Source organism: Streptomyces sp. NPDC056987 (assembly GCF_042673865.1).
Classification (GTDB): Bacteria; Actinomycetota; Actinomycetes; order Streptomycetales; family Streptomycetaceae; genus Streptomyces.
The window spans coordinates 105,165-131,012 of sequence record NZ_JBHURV010000022.1 but is presented as its reverse complement, the minus strand read 5'-3'; the positions used below and the strand labels follow the sequence as shown (position 1 = coordinate 131,012).

25 protein-coding genes and 1 pseudogene are annotated in these 25,848 nt (G+C 70.8%); 14 read left to right on the top strand and 12 right to left on the bottom strand.

What is annotated here, in order from left to right:
- Positions 1-51 precede the first annotated feature (51 nt).
- Positions 52-879, bottom strand: a complete 828-nt coding sequence (locus ACFTZC_RS24695) for an SDR family NAD(P)-dependent oxidoreductase (RefSeq protein ID WP_382893172.1) — start codon at positions 877-879, stop codon at positions 52-54.
- 7 nt (positions 880-886) lie between these two features.
- Positions 887-1,543 (bottom strand): NAD(P)-dependent oxidoreductase, encoded by a 657-nt coding sequence (locus ACFTZC_RS24690; protein ID WP_382893170.1) that lies wholly within the window; start codon positions 1,541-1,543, stop codon positions 887-889.
- 218 nt (positions 1,544-1,761) lie between these two features.
- Here ACFTZC_RS24690 and ACFTZC_RS24685 point away from each other — a divergent pair, with 218 nt between their 5' ends.
- The gene (locus ACFTZC_RS24685) at positions 1,762-2,220 is read left to right on the top strand and encodes a MarR family winged helix-turn-helix transcriptional regulator (protein WP_382893168.1); all 459 of its coding nucleotides are present in this window, start codon (positions 1,762-1,764) and stop codon (positions 2,218-2,220) included.
- Between the two features lie 75 nt (positions 2,221-2,295).
- Here ACFTZC_RS24685 and ACFTZC_RS24680 read toward each other — a convergent pair whose 3' ends face one another.
- Positions 2,296-2,802, bottom strand: a complete 507-nt coding sequence (locus ACFTZC_RS24680; protein WP_382893166.1) for an excalibur calcium-binding domain-containing protein — start codon at positions 2,800-2,802, stop codon at positions 2,296-2,298.
- A gap of 144 nt (positions 2,803-2,946) precedes the next feature.
- Positions 2,947-4,818: a potassium transporter TrkA gene (locus ACFTZC_RS24675; RefSeq protein WP_382893161.1), complete on the bottom strand. Its 1,872-nt coding sequence runs from the start codon at positions 4,816-4,818 to the stop codon at positions 2,947-2,949.
- Positions 4,819-5,078: 260 nt separating this feature from the next.
- On the opposite strand from ACFTZC_RS24675, the gene ACFTZC_RS24670 reads away from it, so the two are divergent.
- From ACFTZC_RS24670 to ACFTZC_RS24640, 7 genes are all read left to right on the top strand, one after another.
- Positions 5,079-6,761: a hypothetical protein gene (locus ACFTZC_RS24670; protein WP_382893159.1), complete on the top strand. Its 1,683-nt coding sequence runs from the start codon at positions 5,079-5,081 to the stop codon at positions 6,759-6,761.
- 170 nt (positions 6,762-6,931) lie between these two features.
- The gene (locus ACFTZC_RS24665; RefSeq protein ID WP_382893158.1) at positions 6,932-7,678 is read left to right on the top strand and encodes an SDR family NAD(P)-dependent oxidoreductase; all 747 of its coding nucleotides are present in this window, start codon (positions 6,932-6,934) and stop codon (positions 7,676-7,678) included.
- A gap of 380 nt (positions 7,679-8,058) precedes the next feature.
- Positions 8,059-9,183 (top strand): ABC transporter substrate-binding protein, encoded by a 1,125-nt coding sequence (locus ACFTZC_RS24660; protein WP_382893156.1) that lies wholly within the window; start codon positions 8,059-8,061, stop codon positions 9,181-9,183.
- A gap of 41 nt (positions 9,184-9,224) precedes the next feature.
- Positions 9,225-10,076 carry an ABC transporter ATP-binding protein gene (locus tag ACFTZC_RS24655; RefSeq protein ID WP_382893154.1) on the top strand — a complete coding sequence of 284 codons (852 nt, stop codon included), beginning with the start codon at positions 9,225-9,227 and terminating at the stop codon, positions 10,074-10,076.
- Complete coding sequence (locus tag ACFTZC_RS24650; protein WP_382893152.1) at positions 10,073-10,873, top strand: ABC transporter permease; 801 nt, start codon at positions 10,073-10,075, stop codon at positions 10,871-10,873. The genes ACFTZC_RS24655 and ACFTZC_RS24650 overlap by 4 nt, the downstream gene beginning before the upstream one ends.
- Positions 10,874-10,957: 84 nt before the next feature.
- Positions 10,958-12,427 carry a dihydroorotase family protein gene (locus ACFTZC_RS24645; protein WP_382893150.1) on the top strand — a complete coding sequence of 490 codons (1,470 nt, stop codon included), beginning with the start codon at positions 10,958-10,960 and terminating at the stop codon, positions 12,425-12,427.
- 432 nt (positions 12,428-12,859) lie between these two features.
- Positions 12,860-13,435 (top strand): DUF3159 domain-containing protein, encoded by a 576-nt coding sequence (locus ACFTZC_RS24640; RefSeq protein WP_382893148.1) that lies wholly within the window; start codon positions 12,860-12,862, stop codon positions 13,433-13,435.
- Positions 13,436-13,479: 44 nt separating this feature from the next.
- On the opposite strand, the gene ACFTZC_RS24635 is transcribed toward ACFTZC_RS24640, so the two are convergent.
- On the bottom strand, positions 13,480-14,679 hold the full coding sequence (locus tag ACFTZC_RS24635; protein WP_382893146.1) for a sensor histidine kinase: 1,200 nt from the start codon (positions 14,677-14,679) through the stop codon (positions 13,480-13,482).
- 117 nt (positions 14,680-14,796) lie between these two features.
- Between ACFTZC_RS24635 and ACFTZC_RS24630 the strand changes: the two genes are divergently transcribed.
- Complete coding sequence (locus ACFTZC_RS24630) at positions 14,797-15,249, top strand: VOC family protein (RefSeq protein WP_382893144.1); 453 nt, start codon at positions 14,797-14,799, stop codon at positions 15,247-15,249.
- A 14-nt stretch (positions 15,250-15,263) separates the two neighbouring features.
- On the opposite strand, the gene ACFTZC_RS24625 is transcribed toward ACFTZC_RS24630, so the two are convergent.
- The 5 genes from ACFTZC_RS24625 to ACFTZC_RS24605 all read right to left on the bottom strand — a co-directional run bounded on the left by ACFTZC_RS24625 (position 15,264) and on the right by ACFTZC_RS24605 (position 19,675).
- The gene (locus ACFTZC_RS24625; protein WP_382893143.1) at positions 15,264-16,292 is read right to left on the bottom strand and encodes an alpha/beta hydrolase; all 1,029 of its coding nucleotides are present in this window, start codon (positions 16,290-16,292) and stop codon (positions 15,264-15,266) included.
- A gap of 18 nt (positions 16,293-16,310) precedes the next feature.
- Positions 16,311-16,661 carry a hypothetical protein gene (locus ACFTZC_RS24620; RefSeq protein WP_382893141.1) on the bottom strand — a complete coding sequence of 117 codons (351 nt, stop codon included), beginning with the start codon at positions 16,659-16,661 and terminating at the stop codon, positions 16,311-16,313.
- Between the two features lie 13 nt (positions 16,662-16,674).
- Positions 16,675-17,175 carry a TetR/AcrR family transcriptional regulator gene (locus ACFTZC_RS24615; protein ID WP_382893139.1) on the bottom strand — a complete coding sequence of 167 codons (501 nt, stop codon included), beginning with the start codon at positions 17,173-17,175 and terminating at the stop codon, positions 16,675-16,677.
- 81 nt (positions 17,176-17,256) lie between these two features.
- Complete coding sequence (locus ACFTZC_RS24610) at positions 17,257-18,222, bottom strand: pirin family protein (RefSeq protein WP_382893137.1); 966 nt, start codon at positions 18,220-18,222, stop codon at positions 17,257-17,259.
- Between the two features lie 46 nt (positions 18,223-18,268).
- On the bottom strand, positions 18,269-19,675 hold the full coding sequence (locus ACFTZC_RS24605; RefSeq protein ID WP_382893135.1) for an NADP-dependent succinic semialdehyde dehydrogenase: 1,407 nt from the start codon (positions 19,673-19,675) through the stop codon (positions 18,269-18,271).
- Positions 19,676-19,904: 229 nt separating this feature from the next.
- On the opposite strand from ACFTZC_RS24605, the gene ACFTZC_RS24600 reads away from it, so the two are divergent.
- Positions 19,905-20,360, top strand: a complete 456-nt coding sequence (locus ACFTZC_RS24600; RefSeq protein WP_382893229.1) for a DUF5709 domain-containing protein — start codon at positions 19,905-19,907, stop codon at positions 20,358-20,360.
- A 696-nt stretch (positions 20,361-21,056) separates the two neighbouring features.
- Here the strand turns inward: ACFTZC_RS24600 and ACFTZC_RS24595 are convergent.
- Both ACFTZC_RS24595 and ACFTZC_RS24590 read right to left on the bottom strand, forming a co-directional pair.
- A complete protein-coding gene (locus tag ACFTZC_RS24595) occupies positions 21,057-21,443 on the bottom strand; it encodes a hypothetical protein (protein ID WP_382893133.1) in 387 nt (128 codons plus the stop codon).
- 112 nt (positions 21,444-21,555) lie between these two features.
- Positions 21,556-22,215 (bottom strand): annotated as a pseudogene (locus ACFTZC_RS24590) (ABC transporter permease subunit); the annotation flags it as partial.
- A gap of 737 nt (positions 22,216-22,952) precedes the next feature.
- Between ACFTZC_RS24590 and ACFTZC_RS24585 the strand changes: the two are divergent.
- The 4 genes from ACFTZC_RS24585 to ACFTZC_RS24570 are packed head-to-tail and all read left to right on the top strand — an operon-like array spanning position 22,953 to position 25,602.
- Positions 22,953-24,089 (top strand): LLM class flavin-dependent oxidoreductase, encoded by a 1,137-nt coding sequence (locus tag ACFTZC_RS24585; protein WP_382893131.1) that lies wholly within the window; start codon positions 22,953-22,955, stop codon positions 24,087-24,089.
- Positions 24,086-24,613, top strand: a complete 528-nt coding sequence (locus tag ACFTZC_RS24580) for a GNAT family N-acetyltransferase (RefSeq protein WP_382893129.1) — start codon at positions 24,086-24,088, stop codon at positions 24,611-24,613. Before ACFTZC_RS24585 ends, ACFTZC_RS24580 begins: the two co-directional genes overlap by 4 nt.
- Before the next feature lie 3 nt (positions 24,614-24,616).
- Positions 24,617-24,973 (top strand): hypothetical protein, encoded by a 357-nt coding sequence (locus ACFTZC_RS24575; RefSeq protein ID WP_382893128.1) that lies wholly within the window; start codon positions 24,617-24,619, stop codon positions 24,971-24,973.
- The gene (locus ACFTZC_RS24570) at positions 24,934-25,602 is read left to right on the top strand and encodes an ABC transporter substrate-binding protein (RefSeq protein WP_382893227.1); all 669 of its coding nucleotides are present in this window, start codon (positions 24,934-24,936) and stop codon (positions 25,600-25,602) included. Before ACFTZC_RS24575 ends, ACFTZC_RS24570 begins: the two co-directional genes overlap by 40 nt.
- Positions 25,603-25,848: the final 246 nt, after the last annotated feature.

The window sequence follows — 25,848 nt, the reverse complement described above, 5'->3', positions numbered from 1 at the left end:
CACTCAACGCCCTGTGAGCGCCGGTCCCGCGCACGATGTGGGCGGACCTTCTCACCGCTCCTGTCCGCCGCCGTATGCGGTCGCGCGGTCGGCGGCTTCCCACAGGGCCGCGCCGAGTTCCTGACTGTGGAGCTGGGCGGAACCCCTGGCGCGCCGGGTGTGGACGAAGTAGGCGCCGGCAAGGGCCTGTTGGCGAGCGGCCAGTTCGACCAGCCGTTCCGCGCCCTGGCGAGGTGAGCCGATGAACGGGCGGGCGGCGGTCTTCAGCAGGCTGCCCGTGCGGCCCATGTACCGGCCGAAGTCCGAGGCCATGATGCCGGGATGGAAGTCGCCGGCGTCCACGCCCGGGTTGCGGCGGTGGAACTCACGCAGCAGCACTCCGGCGGCGAGCTTGGCCCGGGCATAGGTGCGGTGGCCCGACACACGCGGCTCGCCCGCGAGGGTGGCGGCGAGGTTGTGCGGGGAAAGGACGGCGTTGTTGTGTGACGGGGAGGTGGTCAGCAGGACGCGGCCGGTGCCGAGCCGCCCGGCCAGCAGCGTCATCAGCAGCCATGGCGCCAGGGCGTTGGCCTGGAAGTTGGCGTCGATCCCGTCGTCGGTGAGGTGCGGGGGCATGACGCCTCCGGCGTTGAGGGCCAGTACGTCGATCTTCGGCACGGCGTGGGCCAGCCGCGCGGCCAGGCCGCGGGTCTCGGACAGGCTGGTGAAGTCGGCCGTGTAGGTGGGCGCGCGCAGTTCCTCGCCGATGACCCTGGTACGTGTCTCGTCGCGGCCCACGAGGTGCAGTGCGGCGCCTCGGGCGCCGAGCAGGCGGGCGGCCTCGGCGCCCAGCCCCGAGCTCGCCCCCGTCAGCACAATGGTCCTGCCCGCGAGGTTCATGGGTGCGTCATCCTTTCAGCGCGCCGCTGACCGAGAGGCGGTGAGCGGTGGGGCCGGGAGATTCGACGGCGTTCAGCAGACACTGAGCCAGGTCGGCGCGGCTGATCGCCAGGGGCGAGGGGGTTTTCACATCGGGGTGGGCGGACCAGGCGGACGAGGCGGGCCGGTCGGTCAGCGAGCCGAAGTAGGCGATGGTGAAGTCGAGCCCCGAGGCGGCAAGGATCGCCTCCGCGGTGTCGAAGTCCTGGTAGTCACGGCGGATGAGCAGCCGGGTCAGCGCCCTGAGCGGCCACGCGGTGTGCTGCCGTGAGGCGCCGCTCCCCCAGGCCAGCGGCATGGCGATACGCCGTACCTGATGCAGATGCATGGCGGCCACCAGATTTGCGGCGGCCCGGGCCATCACCGCGGAGCCGGTACGCGCCTTGAGCCAGAGCGGATTGCCCAGTGCGCCGACGATCGCGTCCTGCCCGTCGGCGGCGCGGCGTACGGCTGCCAGGTCATCGCCCACAGCCCCCTCCACGATGCGCAGCCCCGGCGTCTCCGCCCGCTCCGCACCCCGTCGTACGAGTGCGGTCACCTGGTGTCCGCGCTCCAGGGAGTGGGTGACCACCTGCCTGCCCAGGCCGCCGTTGGCGCCGACCACGAGAAGCTTCATCTCCGTCATCTCACTTCATCCGGATCACCGGGCGTCCACCGGACGGCCCGTCGGAATCACCCCGATTTCGTTGCCACGGGGGGCGAGGGGCACTGCAAGACCCCTCCCCAGGTTTCAGCTGACCTGAAACTCGGAGGCTGGTCCCGCGCCGCGCCCGCCGGAACTGGAGACTGCCCGGAACTCCAGTTAAAGTCAAGCTGAAACTTTCCGAGCAGGAACGAGGAGTCGTGACCGCCCAGCCACCGCCCACCAGCACCGCCTTCCTGCTCGCCGCCCTGGGACGGCGGGCACGTGAGGACGTCGAACGGGCCCTCAAGCCAACCGGTTACACGCTGCGTCATCTCTCGGCCCTCGGCCACCTCTTGAGGGAGCCGGGCATGTCCTACAGCGAACTGGGCCGCCGGGCGGGGATCACCGCGCAGAGCGCCCAGGCCACCGTCCGGCAACTGGAGGAGCGCGGCGCCGTCGAGCGCCGTACGGACCCCGGACGAGGCCGCACCGCGGAACTCCATGTCACGCCAACCGGCCAGGAACTCCTGCGGGCGGGGCGCGATGCCTACGCCGAAGTGGATGCCGCCCTGGAATCCGTGCTCGGGAAGGAACGGCGCCAGGACCTCACCGGGCTCCTCCTGTCGGCGCTGTCCGGAGGCTCTCCAGGGACCGGAGGCTCTTCGGGGAGGGGCTGAGCCGCTCGGTGCGACGCCGGGGCGCCGGGCGGTCGCCAGCCCAGCCCCGGGAGCGCACCGCGCGGCCGGCCCGGCCTACTCACAACCGACGCCGTCTCCGTCGCGGTCGAGGTGACGCCCGTACCCCGGATCCCCGGCGCGCACCGGCGCCGCGCCGGCGGCTCGGGCGGCGGCGCAGTTCCTGTAGTACACGGACTCGTCATTGCCGCCGCCACCGTCGGCAGCCGGCTCGGCGGTCACCTCAACCGTCTCCGTCTCCGTCACCGTCACGGCCGGCGCCGGCTTCGGCTCGGCCGTGACGGTCTCGGTGACCGCCGGCGCAGGTGCGGCCGTCTCGGTCGTGGTCGCCGTGACCGTCACCGCGGGGGCCGCTTCGACGCTGGAGGCCTGCTCGGACCGGGCCGGCTCCTCGCCCGCACCGATGCCGACACCCACGAGGAACAAGAGCCCGGCGGCCGGGAGGAGGACCCGCTTCCGGGTCCACTTGGGGCGGTTGGGCGAACCCGGTGCGGTGTACGGGTTGGCGCCTGTCCGGGGTGACCGGCCCCAAGGTGTCGGCTGCGACGGCGGATTGTTCGACATGAGTCCCCCTGAGGTGGTTCGTGAGCGATGACCGTAACGGGGGATGTAGGCATCAGGTGACAGATGCGCACGAGTGGTGACCGATTTGTAATCAAAGAGTGGAGGACCCTGCAAAGGCCGACCGCCGCTTCTCTGAAGGCAGCCCTAGTCCTCCGCGAGCACCACGACCGTGTCGCCCTCGCGCAGGGTCAGCGGCGCGGTCTTCGACGGGTTGAGACTCACCCCGTACAGCGGCGGTTCGTCGCTGTGCTCCGCGAGCCGGTAACCGATGGCCGTCTCACCGCGCTGCCGGGCCGCCTCGATCACGGTGGCGAAGTTCGCCTCGGCTCCCGGGAGGAGATAGCTCGGCGCCGGTTTGAGGTAGATCTCCGAGCCTTCGGGGTCGAAGAGGTCGGCGAACACCGCGTCCAGCTGGCGGTTCTCGCTGAGCTGGGTGAGCAGCAGACTGATCACCTTCGTGCTGACGATGAAGTCGTCGGCCTTGGTGACCTGCGCGACCTCGCGGTTGGCGTCGTCGTTCATCTCCGTGACGATCGAGTACGGATCGCCGAGCCGGATCTCGATGTCCCGCAGATGGAGCAGCGTGACCAGGGTGCGGTCGTCGGCCCGGCCGGGATCGATCGTGTCGTCCGTGAGCACCACGATATGGCGATAGCTGTCCAGCTCCAGGGATTCCAGCGACGGCCGGCTGACGGGGGCGCAGTGCTTGAAGCCGACCGTCAGGTTGTCCAGTCGCCCGGTCAGGTCCTCCCGCGGCTGCCGGGGGGCCGCGATGTCCACCGCGGAGCCGGGCTGCACCAGACGGTCGAGCAGTGAAACGATCTCCGCCGCACGGGGGTTCCAGCCGATGATCAACGTCCGGTCGGGCAACGGCTCCGGAGCCTCGGCCGTGGTGATCGCCGACCGTACGATCGCGGGCGGGGCAGCCGCCCGCTCGATGAGCAGATCGTCCTCGGCGACCATCAGCAGCCGGTCACCGCGCTCGACGACGGTGTCCATCGACGGGTTGACGTGTATCTTCCCGTCCTCCCGCTGCAGGCCGATGGGGATGCCGCGTTCGAAGGCCGTCAGTGATTCCCCGTAGGTGGCACCGGCCAGCGCCGGCTCGCTCCAGGGATAGATCTCGTTGCCCATGAAGCTGAGCAGTTCGTTGAAGACGGTGGACAGCCCGGACTGCCGGTGGGCCTGCACGATCAGCCGTACGGCGATGTCGTCGACGTCGATCACCAGCGCCGCGTCGCCCGCGGCCAGCTGGGCCGCCGCCAGGTTGGTGGAGTTCTGCACCGCGGCCACCACGGTGGGGCGCCGCTCCGGCCATCTGCGGTTGTTGAGCAGCAACAGCACCTTGATGACATCGATATCGCTGTCGTCGGTGAGCGGCGGCAGCACCATGATCGACTTGGCGGTGTCCGGACTGACCAGTTCCAGGTCCTCGCGCTGCAGGGGGCTGCCGGAGCGACAGATCACCCGGGTCTTCCCGGTGTCCGGGATGCGCCGCCGGATCTCGTCGTCCATGTCGACCTTGTCGCGGTCGGCGAGGATCACCACACAGGAGCGCCGCTCGCTCTGATTGGCCTCCACCAACTCGGCGATCACCGTGAAGATCTGGTCCGACCAGCCGAGCACGATGGTGTGCCCGCGCTCGATCAGTTGCGACTTGCCCTTCCGCAGTTCCTGGATATGGGTCTCCAGGCCGGTCGTGATCACTCCGATCAGCGCGCTGACGATGAAGATCCCGCCGATGGTCACCGTGAGCATGAGGATCAGGAACAGCGGCTGCCCGGTGTCCCCGCCCATCGTGCCCGGATCGAGGGTGCGCAGCAGGCTCATCCAGACGACGCCCGCCCAGCCGCCGTTCTCCTCCGTGTCCTTGTGGGCCAGCACCACCACCGCGCTGGAGACCAGGGTGATCAGTGCCAACGAGGCCAGCCCGAGCCAGCCGATCAACGCCGGGGTGCCACGGTCCATCGTTCCGTCGAACCAGTACCGCAGCCGCTCCCGCAGCGTCTTGCGCATGCCGTAATCCTCCGTCGTTCCATCCGCCGCCGCGCCCAACAGGGTGGTCCGGACGGCGTGTTACCCGTAAGAGGGTGTCGCCCATCCCCTGACCACGCCAATCGTGGTGACAAAGTCGGGCAGAAACGCGGCACGCGCCCACCGCCCGGATGGCGACGGGCGTGATCGGAACAGCCACGCCGCACAACCATTCGCCGCACCCATCTGTCACACCAGGCATCCGCGAGAAGGCTTCCACTGAACGGAAGGGTGTATGCGACATGTCATTCCCCGGACGGCACCGGCGCTTTGCCGCCCTGACCGCCATCGCGGTCGCCCTGCTCGGCGTCGGGCTCGGCGGCGCTCCCGCCCAGGCCGAACCGTCGGGCAGCAGCGCCGCGCGGTACGGCCCGGAACTGAACTTCACCGTCTCCCGGGACAAGGTCGATGTGCCGCAACCACTGGTCTACCCGGGCGACCCGGCGCAGATCAGCTGGGGCCTGCCCGGCGATCCTGACGGTGGCACCGCCAAGGACGTGGTCGTCACCATCGACGTGTCCGGCATCTCCGCCTTCGCCGACGTCAAGGGCATCAGCTGCCGCGAGAACCTGTGTTCCTGGCCGGTCAGGGACATCGAGGCGGACGGATTCGCCGGCGGCGTCATGGAAGTGCTGGCCAAGCCGGACGCGCCGCTCGGCACCACCGGGACCGCCCGGCTCACGGCGACGTCCTCCAACGCGACGATCGCCCCTCTCACCGTGCAGGTCACCGTCGGCACCATGGAGCTGGTCGTCAACCGCCTGCCGCAGAAGGACGGTGCGGAGCCCGGCACTTCGCTGGCAGCACCGATCACCGTCGCGAACATGGGCTCGCTCACGTCGCCCGGCGTGGAACTGAAGCTGACCACCACCCAGGGGCTCGGCTTCGCACCGCGGTTCGCCAACTGCGCGTACGGCACGTCCGACGACCTCCCCTCCGGCCATGGGCGGACGCTGGAATCCGCCGTCTGCCGGATCGGCACACCGGTCGAACCGGGCAAGCGCTACCGGCTGTCGGCCCCCGTGGGCCTCGACGTCAAGGGGACGGCGCTCTTCGACTTCCTGGACTACCGGGTGAAGCCGCCGGCCGACGCCGTACGTACCGCCGCGGACCCGCGCGACGGCGGCTCCAAGGGCTCCGGCCCGAGCGGCGAAGCACCCGTGCTCACGCTGGTGCCGGACGGCGAGGCGCCTGCGCCCGGCACCGTGACGGAACAGGGGATGTGGATGATCAACGCCGCCAACACCGCCGATCTCGCCGTCACCGGCGACTCCGCCACCGCCGAGGCCGGTCCCGGCACCGAGGTGACGCTGACGGCGAAGCTGCGCAACGACGGACCCGCCACCTTCGACCTCCTCACCTCCGACGCCCAGATCGGGCTGCTGGTCGACATTCCCCAGGGCACCACGGCGGTGAAGGTCCCCGAACGCTGCCGCCCCTGGAACGGCCTCGGAACGGACGACCCCCGCCCCGGCGCCCCGCAGTACCTCTGCGCGTTCCGCTCGCCCTTCGCCGTGGGCCAGGCCGTGGACATGCCGTTCACGCTGCGCGTCACCGAGGACGCACCGGCCACCACCCGCGCCACGATGCGCACCATGTCGGTGTACGGCGGGGAGTTGACGTTCGACACCCACCAGGCCAACAACACCGCCCAGTTCACGGTGCGGGTGAAGAACGGCGGGGGCAACAGCGGGGGCAACGGCGGTGCGCCCGGCCCGGACGGCGCCACCGGCGGAACCGGCAACCAGCCCCACACCCAGACCATCAGCGCACCCCGGACCTCCTCCCCGGACACCTCGGGCATGCTGGCCGCCACCGGTAACAGCGGTACGACGGCCGTCGCCTGGATGAGCGGCACGGCAATCGCCCTGGGCGCCGCACTCCTGGCCGCCACCCACGCCCCCGGCCGCCGCACCGCCGGCTGACCTGGCGCACAAAGGCCGGCCGCGTCGATCCGCGGCCGGCCCCGTCGCCCTCCGGAAGTGTCGTCCTGCGCCTGCCCCGCGTTCGTGCCACAGAGGCTGTGAGACCCCGAGGTGTATTTTGGTACTGGGTTCCGAAATTCGCGTTCCCGTAAGGACGAAGGAGTCCTCTCATGGGCCGTCTGGACAACAAGGTCGCGATCATCACCGGAGCGGGCCAGGGCATGGGCGCCTCGCACGCCCGTCGCTTCGTCAAAGAGGGGGCGAAAGTCACCCTCACCGACCTCAACGAGGCGGCCATCCGCGAGCTCGCCGACGAACTCGGCGACAACGCGCGGTACACGGTGCAGGACGTCACGAAGTACGACGACTGGAAGCGTGTCGTGGAGGAAACCGAAGCGGCGTTCGGTGACATCACCGTGCTCGTGAACAACGCGGGGATCCTCGGGCCCATAGCCAAGACGGCGGACCTCGACGAGGACGACTACCTCAAGGTGTGTGCCGTCAACCAGCACTCCCAGTTCCTCGGGATGAAGGCCGTCATCCCGTCGATGCAGCGGGCCGGCATCGGCTCGGTCGTCAACATCTCGTCGCTGGCGGGTCTGCGCGCGAACTACGGCTTCCCGAGCCTCGCCTACGTCGCGAGCAAGTTCGCCAGCCGGGGGATGACGAAGGCGGCCGCGCAGGAGTACGGCGGTGACAACATCCGGGTGAACTCCGTGCACCCGGGCTTCATCAACACCCCGATGATGGTGGAGGCGACCGACGAGGAAGGCGGTGACGCGCTGGCGCAGATCTTCCTCGGCCGGCTCGCGGAGGCGGACGAGGTGTCCTCGCTGGTGCTGTTCCTGGCCTCCGACGAGTCCTCCTACATCACGGGCGCGGAACACAAGATCGACGCGGGCATGTCCGCGTCCTGACCTCGCGTTGCCGCACCGCGGCGGCAGCACCACCTGCTTCCACCTCGGCAAGTACCTGGCGCGGAACAGCGGGAGCGGCGGGTGGCCCGGGACGGGGCTACGGCGTCCGGCTCTGCCCGTACCGTTTCACGGGCGGTCAACTGCCGGACTCTTTGGCAAAGTTACCCGGTGGCACCCGCCTCCGGCGTACGCTGGGGGAAGCCTCCGGGACCGTCCGGGCCCGCAGCGGGTCGCATACCGCAGCGAACCTCGTCGAGCAGCGCGGCCGCGGGCTCCACACCGATACATCGGCAACGATCTGGCCATGACCGGGACCGATCCCGGTCCCGATCCCGGTCGACGGACACCCTTGCTCCACCGGATGGATTGAGGTGCCGAACATGAATCAGTCCACACGACTCGGCGTGGCAGCCGCCGCTCTCGCCGCCCTCCTGGCGCTCTCCGCCTGCGGAGGAGGATCCGCGACGTCCGAGCCGTCCGCCGACGGCGGCCCGGACGTCCGGGCCACGCTCGCTCTCGCCATCCCCTCGGCCGTGATGGCTCCCAAGGAGGAAGTCGCCACCTACGCGGTGGGTGACACCGAGGGCTACTTCTCCGAGGAGAAGCTGAAGGTCGACGTGATCAACACCGACGGTTCGGTCGCCGCCGTCCAGGCCGTCGCCTCGGGCAGTGCCGACATCGCGCCGGCCGACGCGGGAGCCATCCTCGCCGCGCGGGAGAAGGGCGTTCCGGTCAAGGCCGTCGGCGGCCTGGTACGCAACTGGCCCTGGCGCATGGCGGTCCTGCCGGACAGCGGGATCGCTTCCCCCGCCGACCTCAAGGGCAAGCGGATCGGTGTCATCAGCCTCGCCTCCGGCTCGGCCATCTTCGCCCGCGCCTACGCGGGCGACGCCGGGCTGGACGCGGCCGAGGACATCGATCTGCTGCCGGTCGGGGTGGGCGCGCAGGCCCTGTCCGCGCTGGAGGCCGGCAAGGTCGACGTCCTCGCCCTGTTCACGCAGGCGTACACCACGATCGAGAACACCGGCACGGAGTTCCGCTACCTGGACAACTCCGATGCCTTCGAAGGCATCCGCTCCCTGACCTTCGCGGTGGCCGAGAAGACCCTGCGGGAGAAGAAGGACGTGCTGACGCGCTACCTGCGCGCCTCGTACAAGGCACTGCTCTTCTCCGCCGTCAACCCCGGGGCCGCCATGCGTGACGGCTACCGCGCCTTCCCCCAGCTGCTGGCCGGCAAGAAGGCCGCCGACCGTGTCGCCGACGACACCAGGACCCTTGAAACGTGGATAAAGACCGCGGTCCCGGTCACCGGTGAGCCCGAGGGCTTCCGGGACTGGGGCGCGATCGGTGACGAGGAGTGGCGCAGGACGGTCGCCTACACCAGGACGTCCGGCCAGATCACCAAGGAGGTCCCGGTCCCGGAGGTGTGGGACGGCAGCCTGCTCCAGGACGCGAACGACTTCGACCCGGCGGCCGTGATCGAGAAGGCGAAGGCCGCCGGATAGCGACCGGACACACCGTCAGGAAGGCAGGGAGGGAGGCCGCCATGGTGATCAGTGCTCTGGGCCGACGCCGCCGGAACGCGCGGGGCCGGGGCGGGGTTCCCGCGCCCGATGTGGACGAAGGCCGCTGGATCGAGGTCGACGCGGTGCACAAGACCTACCGGCCGCGCAGGTCCGAGCCGACCCACGCACTCTCGGACGTCACCTTCACGGTCCGGCGCGGCGAGTTCGTCTCGGTCGTCGGCCCCTCGGGGTGCGGCAAGACCACCCTGCTGAAGATCCTCGCCGGGCTCGTCCCCGGGAGCCGGGGGACGGTCCGGGTCGCCGGCCACGAGGTGGCGGGTCCGCTGCCCGAGGTGGGCATGGTCTTCCAGGCGGCCACCCTCCTGCCGTGGCGCACCGTGCTGCAGAACGTGATGGTGCCCGTGGAGGTGCGGAAACTCGACGCCCGGGTGTACCGGGAGCGGGCCGAGCGGCTGCTCGCGATGGCCGGTCTCGACGGCTTCGAGGACACATACCCCCACGAGCTGAGCGGCGGGATGCAGCAACGCACCGGAATCTGCCGGGCCCTGGTGCACGACCCGGCCGTGCTGCTGATGGACGAGCCGTTCGGCGCCCTCGACGCCCTGACCCGCGACCACATGAACGTCGAACTGCTGCGGATCCGGCGGGAGAGCGGCCAGACCATCGTGTTCGTCACCCACTCCATCCCCGAGGCGGTCTTCCTCTCCGACCGGGTGGTGGTCCTCAGCCCCCGCCCCGGCCGTATCGCCGAGATCGTCGACATCGAGCTGGCACGCCCGCGTGCGCTCAGCGTCATGGCCTCGGACCGGGCCGGGGTCTTCGTCGAGCGGATCCGCAAGCACTTCGACGGCGCCGGTGTGACCGACCGATGAGGCTCCCCAGGGCCAGGACCGTCAGGGAGCGCCCCGAACTGCTGCTCGTGCCCGCCGTCTTCGCCCTGGTCGTGCTGGTCTGGGAGTTCGCGGTCCCCGCGTTCGGAGTCGACGACTATCTGCTGCCGCGCCCCTCCCGGATCGCCGACGCCCTGTGGACCCAACTGCTCGACCCGTTGTTCTGGCGCCATCTGAGGGTCACACTGCTGGAGTCGCTGTACGGCTTCCTCCTCGCCGCGATGGCCGCGCTGGTCCTCGGAACGGTGATCGCGCAGGTGCGGCTGATCGAGCGGACGTTCATGCCGTACATCGTCGCCTTCCAGACGGTGCCCAAGGTGGCCCTCGCGCCGCTGTTCGTCGTGTGGTTCGGCTTCGGCATGACGAGCAAGGTCGTCATGGCGGCGGTGATCGCGTTCTTCCCGATCCTGGTCAACGTGATCGAAGGGCTGCGCTCGGCCGACGCCGACCGGATCCAGATGCTCACGGTGTTCGGCGCGGGCCGGTTCGAGGTCTTCAGGATGGTCCGGCTGCCGAGCGCGCTCCCCTTCATCTTCGTCGGTCTCGACATCGGGATCGTCTTCTCGATCCTCGGGGCCGTCGTCGGCGAGTTCATCGGGGCGAAGGAGGGCCTCGGATACCTCCTGCTGCAGACCAACTACAACTTCGACATCGCAGGGATGTTCGCCGTGCTGGTGGTGCTCTCCGTGGTGGGGCTCGTCGCCCACTTCACCGTACGTCTCGCCCAGAAGCGCTTCGTCTTCTGGGCCGAGGACAGCCGGGTGACCGGGTCCGCGTGACCGGGACATGAGCGCGGATCAGTACGGCTTCGGCGGCCGGCCCGTGGCGGAGCCCGGGCCGCCTGGCAACTTACGGAGTCCACCGTGACCGAGTACGACCTGGTGCTGAAGAACGCCCGTGTCGTCCACCACGACCAGGACGGCGCGCGGCCCGCGGACATCGCCGTCAGCGGCGGGCGGATAGCCGCCGTGGCCCCCGGCATCGCCACGGAAGGCGCCCGGCGGGTGGTCGACGCCCGCGGCCGGCTGGCGTTCCCCGGCGTCGTCGACGCCCACCAGCACTGGGGGATCTACAATCCGCTCGCCGAGGACGCGGCCACCGAGAGCCGCGCGTGCGCGCAGGGCGGCGTCACCACCGCCCTGACCTACATGCGGACCGGGCGGTACTACCTCAACAAGGGAGGCGCGTACGCCGACTTCTTCCCCGAGGTGCTGGACGCCGCCGCCGACCGGGCGCATGTCGACTACGGCTTCCACCTGGCGCCGATGTCACGCGGACACATCGACGAGATTCCCGCCCTGATCGAGCGGTTCGGCGTCACCTCGTTCAAGATCTTCATGTTCTACGGCAGCCACGGCCTGCACGGCAGGTCCGCCGACCAGAGCGCGTTCCTGATGATCCCCGAGGACGAGCGGTACGACTACGCGCACTTCGAGTTCGTCATGCGCGGGGTGCGGGCCGCCCGCGAACGCTTCCCCCACCTCGCCGAGGAGATCTCCCTCTCCCTGCACTGTGAGACCGCCGAGATCATGACCGCGTACACCGAACTGGTCGAGAAGGCGGGCGACCTGACCGGGCTCGCCGCCTACAGCGCCTCCCGGCCGCAGCACTCCGAAGGGCTCGCGGTCTCCATCGCCGCCTACCTGGCGCACGAGACCGGGCTGCCGACCGTCAACCTGCTGCACCTGTCGTCCCGCAAGGCGGTCGACGCGGCCGTGCGGATGGGCCGGGCGTTCCCGCACATCGACTTCCGCCGCGAGGTCACCGTCGGCCACCTGCTCGCCGACATCACCACCGCGCACGGCCTCGGCGGCAAGGTCAACCCGCCGCTGCGGCCCCGCGAGGACGTCGAGGCGCTCTGGGAGTACGTGCTCGACGGCACCGTCGACTGGGTCGTCAGCGACCACGCGTGCTGCCGGGAGGAGGTGAAGTTCGGTGAGCCCGAGGACGATGTCTTCCTCGCCAGGTCCGGATTCGGCGGAGCGGAATACCTCCTCCCGGGCCTGATCACCGAGGGGACGAAGCGCGGCCTGCCCCTGGGCCGGATCGCCGCGCTGACCTCCTGGAACCCGGCCCGGCGCTACGGGCTGCGCGCCAAGGGCAGCCTCGCACCCGGCTTCGACGCCGACATCGCCCTGGTCGACCTGGGCCGCCCTTGGACGGTGCGCGCCGCGGAGTCGGAGTCGGCGCAGGAGTACACGCCGTTCGAAGGCTTCGAGCTGACCGCCCGGGTCACCGACACCTTCCTGCGCGGCCATCACATCCTGCGGGCGGGCCAGGTCGCCGGCGAACCCGTCGGCGCCTACCTGCACCGCCCGACTCGCGGCGCGTGACGGCCGGCGGGTGAAGCCGCCTTAGACCAGGGTCTAAGGCGGCTTCGCCCGCCAGGACGATGCGCAGCCCGCGCCGTAGGCACAGAATTGCGCAGGTGCCGAGCCAATCGGACGCAAGCACAACCCCGCTCAGCTGGATGTCCTGATCCGCGTAGACCGAATGACGCACCCCCGGGAAGGGGGTGAGGCGGTGATCAGGACAGCGTCGCCCGCCACCTCGCGCGAGCAACAGGCCGCAGGCCGCAGGCCGAGCACAACTCACCGGTACCGCTCCCACGTTGTCACGGCTCAGGTTTCCAGACTTCATACCCACTTTTACATGAGGAAGAAATGCCCCTTGTTGACGACAGTCGTGACCGAGTTCCCGAGCCCGAAACGGCTCCGGTCACGACGCAACCGTCTGCCACGGCGAAGCCAACGGCGCTCGAATCCATGGGCGGCCCGCTGGGGTTCGTCTATTCCACCGTTCCGGTTGTCATCTTCGTGGCCGCCAACGCCTTCCTGCCGTTGCCGCTGACCGTCTCCGTCGCGCTCGCCACCGGGCTGGCGCTCACGGTGTTCCGGCTCACTCGCGGTGAGCCCTTCTCCTCGGCGGTCGGCAGCCTCGCCGGAATCGCCATCACCGCGGGGGTAGTTGCCTGGACCGGCTCGGCGAAGGACTTCTTCGTCTTTGGTATCTGGGCGGCGTTTGCGGGCTTCCTCGTCACCTTCTGCTCCGCGGTGGCCCGCCGGCCGCTGACCGGAGTCATATGGAACCTGCTCCACGGCGGCAAACACGCCTGGCGCGCCGACCGCACCGTGCTCCGCGCGCATTACGTCGCGACCCTGGCTGCGGCGACCGTCTTCGGCGCCCGCTTCGTCGTCATGCAGTGGCTCTACCTCAAGGACTCCACCGGATGGCTGGCGGCCGCGAAGATCATCATGGGGGCCCCGCTCACCGCGTTGGCCGCGGTGGTCGTCATCTGGGCCTTCCGGCGGAGCACCAAGCGGCTCGCCAAGGCCGGCTGAACGGGGTGGCCGCGCCGGCCGCTGCCTGCCGGGATCTGGTCCGTTCAGGTGTTGGTTTCGTGGGTGGGGGTCGGCCAGGGGAGTTGTGCGGTGAGGGTGTATCCGTTGTCGGGTGTGGGGTGGTGGTCGAGTGTGCCGCCGGCGAGTTCGACGCGTTCGGCGAGGCCGAGCAGTCCGTATCCCGATGATGGTGGTGGGTGGGTCTTCGCCGGGTTGTCGGTGTGGGCGGGGGTGTTGGTGACGGTGACGTGGAGTTGGTCGCCGGGTGTTCCTTCGAGGGTGATGTGGATGTGTGCGCCGGGGGCGTGTTTGGTGGCGTTGGTCAGTCCTTCCTGCACGATGCGGTAGGCGGTCCGTCCGAGGGTGTCGGGTGGTGTTCCGGTCACGGTGGTGGTGAGGGCGGCGTGGAGTCCTGAGGTGCGGGCGTCGGCGACCAGGTCGGGGATCCTGTGCAGGGAGGGCTGGGCGGGTTCGGAGTGGGGTGGGCCGGAGCGTAGGACGCCGAGGACGTCGCGTAGTTCTTCGAGGGCCTGGTGGGAGCCGTCGGCGATGCCGTGGATGAGTGTCCGGTTCTCGTGGGCGGGGAGGTTGGTGCGGTGGTTGAGTGCTCCGGCCTGCATGGCGATCAGGGAGATGCGGTGGGCGAGGACGTCGTGCATCTCGCGGGCGATGCGGTTGCGTTCCTGGGCTCGGGCCTGGGCCGCGCGCGCCTTCTGTTCCCGTTCTGTGCTCCGTGCCCGCTCCCGCAGGGTCCGTACCTCGACGCGTCGCGCACCGACAGCCACACCCGCGGCCACCACGATGCCGGCGATCAGGGGTGGGACGACGAGTTCGTAGAAGGACGTGGGCGAGTTGGGTGGGCTCTGCACGGGGTAGGACCCGACGAGGAAGTAGGACGCGGTCAGATAGGCGAGCGTGACGGCCCCGATCTCCATCGGGCGCCGGCGGGTGGAGACCGAGGCCAGCGCCAGCAGTCCAGCGCCGGTGGCAAGTGAGGAGGCATTGGAGACAACGGCGACCGTCAGAGCGACAGCCAGCGGGTACCGCCTGCGCCACACCAAGGCTGTCAGGCAACCGAGAGCCACCAACGGATCACCGATGAGATACCAGGTGCCCCTGTCGGCCGACGGCCACTTCATCCCCACGCCGATATAGAGCCAGATCCATAGGCCCACTGCTGCGGCTGCGGCAAGCTGCCAGTTCCGCTGCCACCTCCCCAGCCGGGCCACGACGTCCGAGTTCACCTACTCATCATCCCCGAAGCCGGCGGGTGGTGAGTCCGGCCGGAGACCGAGGCGTCCCCGTGCCGCCACCGCCTCCGTCATGACGGGTCATTTCGGCAATCCACTGAGGAGATATCCATGTCTGCTGCTCTTCCCCCGCTGCTCCACGTAGGCATCGTGGTGGCGGACCTCGACCGTGCCGCCGCCGACTATGAACGCCGGTGGTCCGTTGAAGTCGAAAGGGTGAGGGATCTCGACTTCACCACGGCCAGGTTCCACGGGCAGGAGACCTCCTGCTCGGCCCGCTACGGCTTCATCAACACAGGCGCCTCAGAGATCGAACTGATCCAGCCGCTCTCCGGCCGCTCTCCGTACACGGAGTTCCTGGAAACGGCCGGGGAGGGCGTGCATCACCTGGCCTACGTCGTGGGGAGCATCGACCAACACCTCGCCGCCCTGCGCGAGGCAGGCGAGGAACCGCGCGTTGCCTTCGACGCCACGATCGCCGATCAGGCCCGCTTCGTGTATCTGGACGGTCTGGCGCACGGGCCGGTCATAGAGCTGATCGAGAGTGAACTTCTCGGCGGCTGAAGAGGGACCCTCCCCTAGCGTTCCGTGAACCGGCGCAAGGCGTCGAGCGCGGCGGGGGCGAGGGTGTCCGGGTGGTCGGCGTCGTGCATCAGGTGGTCCACTCCGGGCAGCGGCACCCGGCCCGGTCCCTCGACGTGTGCGCGGCGCAGGGCGGTGGTCAGGGCGTTCGTCGTGGAGCACGGGACCTGGACGTCGTCCGTGCCGCACGTCAGCAGCACCCTGGTCCCCGGCCGGAGTGCCGCGACGGTGTCCGGCGGGTAGACGGCGTCGTCGCTCTCCACGAACAGGGCGCTCGGCCCCTGGAAGGCTTCGAAGAGTTGGGCGACCGCGGGCGGCAGGTCGGTGGTGTCGACCGGTCGGTGTGCCCGCAGGGCGGTGACGGCGGCGTCCACCGCCGCGTCGATGGCGCGCTGCTGCTCCGGGGTGAACTGGCCCTGCCGGGTCGCCTCGGCTATCTGGGCGTGCAGTTGCAGCGCGACCAGGTCCAGGAAGCGGATCGCCTGCGGTTGCAGAAGCGCCAGGCCGGCCGGGCGCGGGCGGACGGTACCGCCGAGCAGCAGCCCGGTCATCGCGCCCTCGCTGTGCCCGACGACCAGCAGTGCACGGGGGTCGGTCTCCGGCTGATCGCGCAACGACTCGTAGGCGGCCTTCGCCTGGCGGACGAACGCCGGGTAGTCGAGTTCCTCCGGGCGGTCGCGGTAGGCACCGAGCCCGGTGCGGCCGGTGCCGTACTTGTCGAACCGCAGCGTGGCGACCTGGTCGCTGCCGAGCGCGTCGGCCAGCTGCGCCAGGGTGTCCGGGCGAGACGCGGGTGGCTGGTTGCCGTCGCGGTCGGTGGGGCCGCTGCCGGGCAGCAGCAGCGCGGCCCGCAGCCGTTGCCCGGCACGGTGCGCGGGAACATGCAGTGTCCCGTACGTCGTCGTCCCGTCGACGGTGAAGACGACCTCGCGGTCGGCGGCGGGCACGAGAGCCGGAGTCGCCTCGGCCGGGGTGACGGTCACGACGGTCAACGCCAGCACGACCGCGGCTAAGCGGAAAAACATCGGTCTACCTCTTTCAGCTCAGATGAGGGCGTTCTCGACCAGCGCGACGGTCGCGCGGGGGTCGTCGACCTGGAGGACCAGGCGGGCGTAGCGCTCGTCGGCGAGTTCGACCACGACGGCCTTCGACGGGTCCTTGACGTCCCAGAAGACCGTCTCGCCGTCGAGATGGAAGGTGCCCGCCGTGATCAGACCGGGTACGCGGGTGCCAGGCGCGCGAATCCCCTTGGGATCGGCTGCGATGCCGGGGTCGGCGGTCGCGCCACGGACGTTGACCAGCGGGATGGTCAGGCTGCTCTTCATAGCCCAGAGCTTGCCGAGCCCTTCGATCACGACGACGAGGTCGTCGCCGTCGATGTGAACCAGTGCCATGTCGGTTTCCTTGTCAGGCGAGAGAATCGAGGCGTTGGGACAGCGCGGCGCCGACGCCCTCGGGGTTTCCGCGCAGGAGAATGCCCAGTGCGGCGGCCGTGAGAGCGGCGGCCAGGTCGGCGGAGAGGCCGAGCGCGTCGGCGATTGCCTGGTCGAGGGCGCCCAACGCGGCCGTCACCTCGGCGGCGACCTCCTCGTCGACCGGCGCCCGTTCGACCGCCGCGAGCAGCAGCAGACCGAGGTCGGCCGAGGTGACGAGCCGCAGCGCGGTCGCGGCGTCCGGTGCCGCGGCGAGCGCGTCCGCCAAGGGACGGACATCGTCGGCGAGGTGGCGGCGCAGGGCGGCCAGGTAGAGGCCGCGCTTGCTGCCGAACGTCTTGTACAGGCTGTTGCGGTGCACGCCGAGGTGGGTGACGAGGTCGTCGACGGACACACCGTCATACGCGCGGCTGCCGAACAACCCTACGGCGGCGCGCACCACCTCGTCCTCGTCGAACGCTCTTGGCCTACCCATGACACGACCATAGCCAGTTGAGGAACGATTGGTCAAGAACGATCGTTCCTCAACTGGCGGCGGCTCCGCGCGTGCCGCGGGTCAGCGCACCCTTCCCCGCGGTTTCAGGGCCACCGGGGGGAGTTCGGGGGCGGGGAGGCGGTCGCCCGCGTAGCCTCGTACCTCGCCGAAGCGGGAGGTGTCCGTCCAGTCCTTGCGGGCCGCCTCGATCTCCTCGTGCGAACGGCCGATGAAGTTCCACCACATGACCAGTTCCTCCTCGAAGGGCTCACCGCCGAGGAGCATCAGTCCCGCGTCGGACCGGGCGCGCAGGGGGAGTTCGGTGCGGCCGCAGCCCAGGTAGAGCATGGAGCCGGGGAGCACGGGCACTCCGTCGACCTCCGTCTCGCCGGACATGCACAGCACCGCGTACTCGAAGTCGGGTTCGAGGGGGAGACGGGTCTCGGTGCCGCGGGCCAGTGCGAGGTCCGCGGCGAGCAGGGGGGTGTAGGTGGTGCCCGGGGAGACCGCGCCGTCGAGTGCGCCCAGGATGACGGTGGCGGTCAGGCCGGGGGCGGTGACGACGGGCAGGTCCGCGTGGTGCTGGAAATGCGGTGTGACCTCGCGGTGGGCGTCCGGGAGCGCGACCCAGAGTTGGGCGCCGTGCAGGAAGCGGGCGTGGGAGCGGGGACTCTCCTCCGAGTGGGAGATCGCCCGGCCCGCGGTCATCAGGCCGAGTTCGCGCGGACGTACGGTCTGGAGGCTGCCGAGGCTGTCGCGGTGCAGCACCTCGCCGTCGTGCAGCCAGCTCACCGTCTGGAGCCCCATGTGCGGGTGGGGCGGGACCTGCATGCCGGGCTCGTCGGCGATGTCGTCGGGCCCGTAGTGGTCGACGAAGGCGAACGCGCCGACCATGCGGCGGCCGAGGTTGGGCAGCAGTCTGCGGACCTCGGTGGACTCACCCAGCCGGACCGCGCGGGGGCTCAGGAGTTCTCGTACCGGCTCGGCGACGACGAAGCCGCGACCGCCGCAGACGGTGGCGGTGGCCTGACGATCAAGATTACTCATGGCGACCAACCTAGTACGGGACGGGGCGTGCCGGTCCCGTCGCGGTTCACCGGTCGCCGGTGTCCGGGGCGTGCCACACCGTGGTCGTGTTGCAGAAGGCCCGGATGCCCTGGCCCGACAGCTCCCGCCCGTACCCGGAGCGCTTCACGCCCCCGAAGGGGAGGGCGGGGTGCGAGGCCGTCATGCCGTTGAAGAACACCCCGCCCGCCTCCAGGTCGCGTACGAAGCGGTGCGTCTCGGGCTCGTCGCGCGTCCATACGTTGGAGCTCAGCCCGAACGGGGTGTCGTTGGCGAGCGCCACCGCCTCGTCGAGGTCCCTGACCCGGTAGAGCGTGGCGACGGGTCCGAAGGTCTCCTCGTGGTGGATCCGCATCGCGTCCGTGATCCCGGCGAGGACGGTCGGCTCGTAGAACCACCCCTTGCCGCATTCCTGCGGGCGCTGCCCGCCGCACAGCGCGGTCGCCCCCCGGCCCAGCGCGTCCTCGACCAGTTCCTCCAGATCGGCGCGGCCCCGCTCGCTGGCGAGGGGGCCGATGTCCGTGGACTCGTCCATCGGGTCGCCGACGGTCAGGTCGCGCATGCCGGCGGTGAACAGGGCGGCGAAGGTGTCGAAGACCTCCTCGTGGACGATGAAGCGCTTGGCGGCGATGCACGACTGGCCGTTGTTCTGCGTCCTGGCGGTCACCGCGGTCCTCGCCGCCCGTTCGATGTCCGCCGAGGGCATCACGATGTACGGATCGCTGCCGCCCAGTTCCAGGACGGTCTTCTTGATCTCGTCGCCGGCGACCGCCGCGACGGCGCGGCCGGCCGGTTCGCTGCCGGTGAGGGTGGCGGCGGCCACCCGGGGGTCGCGCAGGACGGCCTCGACCGCGTCCGACCCCACCAGCAGGGTCTGGAAACAGCCGGGCGGATAGCCCGCCCGGCGGAAGAGGTTCTCCAGGTAGAGGGCGGTCTGCGGAACGTTCGAGGCGTGTTTGAGCAGGCCCACGTTGCCGGCCATGAGGGCCGGGGCCGCGAACCGTACGACCTGCCAGAGCGGGAAGTTCCACGGCATGACGGCGAGGATCACCCCGAGAGGCCGGTGACGGACGCTCGCGCGGGCGGCGCCGGAGTCCCGTACGTCGGCGTCCGAGGGGTGTTCGTCGGCGAGCAGTTCCGCGGCGCGGCCCGCGTACCAGCGCATCGCCTTCACACACTTGGCGGCCTCGGCCCTGGCCGCGGCGACGGGCTTGCCCATCTCGGTGGTCATGGTGCGGGCGATGTCGGCCTCGTCGTGCTCCAGCAGGTCGGCGGCGCGGTTCATGAGCCCCGCCCGCTCGTCGAAGCCGGTGGTGCGGTATTCCCGGAACGTGCTGTGGGCGGCGGCCAGGCGCGCTTCGATCTCCTCGGCCCCCAGCGGGTCGAAGGTCAGCAGTGTCTCTCCGCTGGCGGGGTTCACCGTCGCGATGGGCATGGTGATTCCTCCTCGAATCGGTCCGCCGGCCCCCGCCGTCCCGGCTTCTCAGGACCCTTCCCCGCTTCGCCGTACCGCGCAACAGGGCGGCGCGCCCGGGGGCCGGTTGCCGCCGTTTGACACGGTGGTGAGAGGTGGGAGGGTGGAAAGGCGGAGGGCGGCCACGGCCGTCCTGGCTCGGGGCGCAAGGAGAACGGAGAGCGACGTGAGCGGCGACAGCGCTGCGGCGATGGGAGACGAGGTCTACCAGCCCGACGGCTCCGAGGTCGGCGACGACCAGGGCATCCTCGACGCCGAGGACACACTGCTCGACCGCGGCTCCGACCCCTTCGACGAGGGGTGGTCGCCGCCCGAACGGCCTCTGGGCGTCGAGTGCAGGGGGACGACCGCCGCCGAGCGCTCGGCGGGCGAGACACTCGATCAGCGGCTCGCCGAGGAGGTCCCCGAGGTGTGCGCGCCGGACGGGGACGACCTCGGGGACCTGCCGTACGGCGAGGGCGAGCTGCTCGACGACGAGGTGGGCGACCACCGGTCCGGGCGGCTGGTGGCCCCGGACGAGGGCGCCCACGAGGACGCCGAGAAGGACATGATCGCCACTGATGTCGGCATCGACGGCGCGGCCGCGTCGGCGGAGGAGGCCGCTGTCCATCTCGTCCCCGGGGCCGACGAGGCCGACGTGGAGTGACACCGCGCGGTGTCGAGCGGTACGAGGGGCGGCGGGACCACCCTGAACACGTTCTGCGGTGCCCGGACGCTCCTGGTGAACCAGATGACCTTGCCGTCCGCCGTGGCACAGGTGCCCCAGCTGTCGCTGAGCGCGGCCACCCGGGCGAGTCCGCTGTCCCCCGCCGTACGCAGGCGCGGCAGGCGCGGGTCGCCGTCCTCGACGGAGGCGGTGAGATGGCGGCCGCTCCAACGGAGTTCCACCACACACCTGTTGTCGGGTCCGGAGTGCCGGTGGGCACGGGACAGCAGTTCGGCGACGCCGCGGGCGACCGGCTCGGCGTGCAGATCGAGCCTCCAGTGCCGAAGGTGCGCGGCGACGGTGCGCCGGAGCTCCGCCACGTGCTCGGGCGAGGTGTACGACGCGACCGCGTAGCGGCGGTCCTGACAAGGGCGTCCGGGGTGCGGACGCCCGGTGCACATGCAGTCGGGCGGAACGGTCATGGTGCCGGCTCCTCGGGAGGGGCCCACGTGCTGCACCGCGTGGTACCGGCGTCAGCACGGTGTACCAGCGGTCCCCGAGCACGAAGCGTGAGCGAAAACCACGTCTGGGTCACCCTCAGGTTGCGGCCGAACGGCCGAACCCGCAACACGGACGGGCGCGAGGCCCTCGTCTGCGGGCGCTCGTCGACGGGGGCCGTTCGACGGGCCCCCGGAGTCACCGGCTCTCCAGGCGTACCTGGACCTCTTCCTCCTGGTCGCCCGAGGCCGTACCGACGACACGGACGCTGAAGGCCGAGGCCAAGGTCTCGCGCACATGGTCCACCGCCGAGTAGCCGCCCTGGAGGGTGGCCACGACCGGCGCCGTCAGCGGGGTGGTGCCGGGGTCGCGCCGGGCCTCCGTCGTGTCGAAGGTCGCGATCCACACGGTCGGGCGCACTCCGGGCACCGCCTGCGGGCGGTCGTCGGCCGCGCGGTCGCAGGAGTAGGCCGTACGGAGCGCGCTGAACACCGCGTGCGCGTCCTCCTTCGCCCCGTCGGTGAGGGCCACGACGACCTCTGCGCCCGCGTGGCTTGCCGAACCGTTGCCGTGCGTACTCTTCACGTGGATCGTTCCTCTCCGCCGTCGCCTCGGGCCCCCTGTCCAGGCTCGCCCCGGCGGCCCGGGGCCGCGACCCGGACGCGCAGCGCGGCGCCGCCCGTGCAAAACTGCCGCGCAGCCGGCTCAGCACCCGCCCCCTGCTCAGGCCGAGCGAGGCGGCGGCCTCCGTCTGGCCGGCGTCGACGGAGAGGATGCCGCCGCGCACCACCTCGGCCGCGTAGGCGGCCTCGTGCAGGGTCAGTCCGATGAGCGCGGTGAGACCGGGCCCGAAGAGGTTGACAGTCGTGAAGGTGAGGATTTCCGGCCCGAAGGGGATGCCGAGGCCCAGGGTCGGGTAGAGCGCGCCGATGTTGAACCAGAAGAGCAGCTGCACCAGCAGCGGCGTGGAGCGGAATATCCAGATGTAACCCCAACTCAGGCTCTGGAGAACGGGGTTGGCGGAGAGTCTCAGCACCGCGAGGAAGGTGCCGATGAGGAAGCCGAGCACCATCACGGCCGCGGTCAGCCAGAGGGTGAGCAGCAGGCCGTCGAGGACGGCGGGGGTGGTGAAGTACCGGCCGACCACGCCCCACCGGAACCGTTCGTTGCGGACGACCGAGTGGACGGCCATCGCGAGGAGCAGCAGGGCGACGGCGGCCGACAGCCGGCGGCCGGGGTGGCGCCGGGGGACGATACGGGTGGGTTCACCGGGCTCCGCCGAGGGCTGCGGGGAGTTCCCCGGTGCGGCGGTCGCGAGGGGTGCGCGCGGTCCGTCGAGCGAGGGCGACAGGGACATGTGAGGGCTCCGCGGAGATCAGGAGATCGAGGAGATCAGGGATCAGGGATCAGGGGATCGAGGATCGGGAGAGCAGGCGATGCGTCGGTGTGGCACGGACCTGGTGAGCAGGGTGTCGTCGTCACACGTACCGCGTCCCTCAACACGGCCGGTGCGTACCGGAGTCACCACGGACGCGCGGCACAGCCCGCCCGTGCCGGCCGGCGCCGCACACCGTTCGATCGTACGGGCATACGGGCGTACGACGGACGGGTGTCAAGTACGCGGGTCCTGGCCGGTGATGCCCCGACCGGAGCGGGGCGGTGCGGACCGGGGCGGGCCGGGTGCCCACGGTGCGAGCACATGTTGACTTCGGCGGACGTACCGTGCTCAATTGGCTCCATGCAGAAGCAGCAGCCGTTGGTCACCCGCGGCCACATCGACTTCGGTCGCGTGTGGTCCGCCTCTTGTCGCGCCTGACCCGGCAGCGGGCCGCCTGACCGGCCCCTCCCTCCCTCGGTGACCCCGTCGCGGGCCGAGTTCCTCTTTCACCGGGCGCACGCTGCCGCTCTCCCCCGGCTCCTCACGGCGCGCGTCCGTACGACGTGCCGTCCGTCGTCACACACCCCCTGCACGCACACCCCTGCACGCGCACCCCCGCACATTCCCTCATGTCGCCCTGCCCCGGGGCCGGTTCGGCATGCCGTCGCCGTCGCCACCGCCCCGCCACGCCCCGGCCTCCGTACGAAAGGTCCGTCATGCCTGTGGAGTTCCTCGGTATCGCCGCCACCCACGACGGGTCGGAGACGACATCCCGCTCCGGCGCCTCGTTCGACAGGGAGTACACGCTCAGGCTCGCCCGCGCCCACGAGGACCATGGCTGGGACCGGGTGCTGTTCGCGTACGGTTCGGGTTCGCCCGACCCCGCGCCGGCCGCCGCGTACATCGCCTCCCGTCTCGACCGGCTCCAGATCCTGCTGGCGCACCGCCCGAACGTCTCGTACCCGACGTTCGCCGCCAAGACCTTCGCGACGCTGGACCGGATCAGCGACGGGCGGCTCACCGTCCATTTCATCACCGGCGGCAACGATCGCGAGCAGGGCCGTGAGGGCGACACCCTCACCAAGGACCAGCGGTACACCCGCACCCGCGAGTACATCGGGATCGTCAAGCGCGTCTGGACATCGCACGAGCCCTTCGACCACGAGGGCGAGCACTACCGGTTCCACGACTTCGTCAGCGATGTCTTCCCGGTCCAGCAGCCGCGCCCCGACGTCTCGTTCGGCGGCTCCTCGCCGGCGGCGTACGCGGCGGGCGGGGCCGAGGCCGACATCTACGCCCTGTGGGGCGAGCCGCTGGCGAGGACGGCGGAGCAGATCGAGGCGGTGAAGGCAGCGGCACGGGCCGCGGGACGTCCGGCCCCGCCGCGCTTCCAGGTGGCCTTCCGGCCGATCATCGCCCCCACGGAGGAGCTGGCCTGGGAGAAGGCGCACCGCACGGTGGCCGCGATCAAGGAACGTACGGCCCAGGGCAAGCGCACGGTCGTACGGGACCACCCGCGGCTCGCCCCGGAGAACACCGGGGCGCGGCGGCTGATCGCGATCGCGGAGTCGGGCGAGCGGTTCGACCGGGCGCTGTGGACGCCGACGGCCGCCGCCACCGGCGGCGCCGGCAACTCCAACGCGCTGGTCGGCACGCCGGAGACGGTCGCGCGGGCCCTGCTCGACTACTACGACCTCGGCGTGGACATCATCTCGGCCCGGGGGTACGACCTGCTGGGCGACGCCATCGACTTCGGGCGCCATGTCATCCCGCTGGTACGCGCCGAGGTCGCCCGGCGTGACGCGGCGGGCGCGCCGCGCGGTGCGCACGTCCTGGCCGAGGCGGGCCGATGACCTCCGTCGCCGAACCCCGCGGGCTGACCTGGCGGCGTACCACGGTCTCCGATCCGCTGGCGCGGCCGATGCTGGCGGAGCTGGGCCACGAGTACTCCGCGCGCTACGGCAAGGACGCGCACGGCGAGCTGGCCCGCTACCCCGCCGAGGAGTTCGACCCGCCGCACGGCACCCTGCTGCTGTTGCTGGAGCACGGCGAACCGGTCGCCGGGGGCGCCTTCCGCCGCTACGACGCGCACACCGCGGAGCTGAAGCGGATCTGGACCCACTCCGCCCACCGGCGGCGCGGGCTCGGGCTGCTGGTCGTCGCGGAGCTGGAACGCGCGGCGGGCGAGCGCGGCTACCGCCGGGTCTTCCTCACCACCGGCCCGCGCCAGCCGGAGGCCCGCGGGTTGTATCTGGCGGCGGGGTACACACCGCTGTTCGACACCGCCGCGGATCCGGAGACCATCGGGCCGCTGCCGTTCGAGAAGCTCCTCGCGGCCCCGGCCGGCCCCGGGAACACCACGGAAAGCGAGGGATGACCCGTGCGTACCCTGATCCCGGGCCGTTCCCGGCCCGCGCGCCGCACCGCTGCGGGCGTGCTGGTGGCCGCCCTGCTGCTGCCGCTCCTGACGGGCTGCGGTACGGACGCGGCGTCCGGTGAGGAGGCGGCCGGTGCCGCGTCCGCACCCTCGGAGGACGTCACCGCCGCGCTGAAGAAGAACCCCGCGCTGGCGAAGCTGCTGCCCGAGGAGGTGCGGAAGCGGGGAACACTGACCCTCGGCGCCTCCGTGGGCGCGGCACCCAGCTCCCTACTTCCCCAGCCGCGTCGAGCAGGACCCCGGCCGGTCAGGACGTCGACATCGCGGACGCCGTCGGCAAGCTGCTGGGCGTGCGGCTGACGCGGCAGCAGGCGAGTTTCGACGCCATCCTGCCCGCGCTCGACAGCGGTAAGTACGACCTCGGGCTCAGCAACATCACGGTGACCGAGGAGCGCAAGGAGAAGTACGACTTCGCGACCTACCGGCTCGACAACATCGCGTTCGAGGCGAAGAAGGGTTCCGGCTGGAAGGTGCGGGGGCCCCGGGACGTGGCGGGCCGGACCATCGGGGTGGGTTCCGGCACCAACCAGGAGAAACTGCTGGTCGACTGGAGCAAGGCCAACGTGGCGAAGGGGCTGAAGCCCACCGACATCAAGATCTACCAGAACACCGGCGACTACTACCTGGCCCTCGGTTCCGGCCGTCTCGACGCCTACTTCGGCCCCAACCCGGTCGCCGCGTACCACGCCGCCTCCACCGGACAGACCGAGATCATCGGTACGTTCTCGGGGGCCGGCGACGCGATCCAGGGCAAGATCGCGGCCACCACCAGGAAGGGCAACGGCCTGATCAGGCCGGTCCAGGAGGCGCTGAACACGGTGATCGAGAACGGGGCGTACGGGAAGGTCCTGGCGCGGTGGGGACTGGCGGACGAGGCCGTGCCGTCCTCGGAGCTGAACCCTCCGGGGCTGCCGAGGACCGCCTCCTGACGGCTGTCTCTCCCCCGGCCGGCTGTTGGCCGCCGGACGGGTTCGGCCGTACGGGTTGTCGCCGTGCGAGGGTGTGTGTCGCGGGCGGCAGCCGGAGCGGCGGGCGCGGTCCGGCGAAGAGACTCGTCGGCGTGACGGATATCCAGCCCTCCCGGAGGGACGACGAGACGCTGCGGCTGATCGGGCAGGAATGGGGGCGCGTGTCCGCCGCCCCGGCCGCCTGGCGGGGCGCGCTGCCCGTCGACC

Coding starts and splice junctions, on each gene's coding strand:
- ACFTZC_RS24695 (WP_382893172.1), bottom strand. CDS start 879: ATGAACCTCGCGGGCAGGACCATTGTGCTGACGGGGGCGAGCTCGGGG.
- ACFTZC_RS24690 (WP_382893170.1), bottom strand. CDS start 1,543: ATGACGGAGATGAAGCTTCTCGTGGTCGGCGCCAACGGCGGCCTGGGC.
- ACFTZC_RS24680 (WP_382893166.1), bottom strand. CDS start 2,802: ATGTCGAACAATCCGCCGTCGCAGCCGACACCTTGGGGCCGGTCACCC.
- ACFTZC_RS24675 (WP_382893161.1), bottom strand. CDS start 4,818: ATGCGCAAGACGCTGCGGGAGCGGCTGCGGTACTGGTTCGACGGAACG.
- ACFTZC_RS24670 (WP_382893159.1), top strand. CDS start 5,079: ATGTCATTCCCCGGACGGCACCGGCGCTTTGCCGCCCTGACCGCCATC.
- ACFTZC_RS24665 (WP_382893158.1), top strand. CDS start 6,932: ATGGGCCGTCTGGACAACAAGGTCGCGATCATCACCGGAGCGGGCCAG.
- ACFTZC_RS24660 (WP_382893156.1), top strand. CDS start 8,059: ATGAATCAGTCCACACGACTCGGCGTGGCAGCCGCCGCTCTCGCCGCC.
- ACFTZC_RS24655 (WP_382893154.1), top strand. CDS start 9,225: ATGGTGATCAGTGCTCTGGGCCGACGCCGCCGGAACGCGCGGGGCCGG.
- ACFTZC_RS24650 (WP_382893152.1), top strand. CDS start 10,073: ATGAGGCTCCCCAGGGCCAGGACCGTCAGGGAGCGCCCCGAACTGCTG.
- ACFTZC_RS24640 (WP_382893148.1), top strand. CDS start 12,860: ATGGGCGGCCCGCTGGGGTTCGTCTATTCCACCGTTCCGGTTGTCATC.
- ACFTZC_RS24630 (WP_382893144.1), top strand. CDS start 14,797: ATGTCTGCTGCTCTTCCCCCGCTGCTCCACGTAGGCATCGTGGTGGCG.
- ACFTZC_RS24625 (WP_382893143.1), bottom strand. CDS start 16,292: ATGTTTTTCCGCTTAGCCGCGGTCGTGCTGGCGTTGACCGTCGTGACC.
- ACFTZC_RS24620 (WP_382893141.1), bottom strand. CDS start 16,661: ATGGCACTGGTTCACATCGACGGCGACGACCTCGTCGTCGTGATCGAA.
- ACFTZC_RS24615 (WP_382893139.1), bottom strand. CDS start 17,175: ATGGGTAGGCCAAGAGCGTTCGACGAGGACGAGGTGGTGCGCGCCGCC.
- ACFTZC_RS24610 (WP_382893137.1), bottom strand. CDS start 18,222: ATGAGTAATCTTGATCGTCAGGCCACCGCCACCGTCTGCGGCGGTCGC.
- ACFTZC_RS24605 (WP_382893135.1), bottom strand. CDS start 19,675: ATGCCCATCGCGACGGTGAACCCCGCCAGCGGAGAGACACTGCTGACC.
- ACFTZC_RS24600 (WP_382893229.1), top strand. CDS start 19,905: ATGGGAGACGAGGTCTACCAGCCCGACGGCTCCGAGGTCGGCGACGAC.
- ACFTZC_RS24585 (WP_382893131.1), top strand. CDS start 22,953: ATGCCTGTGGAGTTCCTCGGTATCGCCGCCACCCACGACGGGTCGGAG.
- ACFTZC_RS24580 (WP_382893129.1), top strand. CDS start 24,086: ATGACCTCCGTCGCCGAACCCCGCGGGCTGACCTGGCGGCGTACCACG.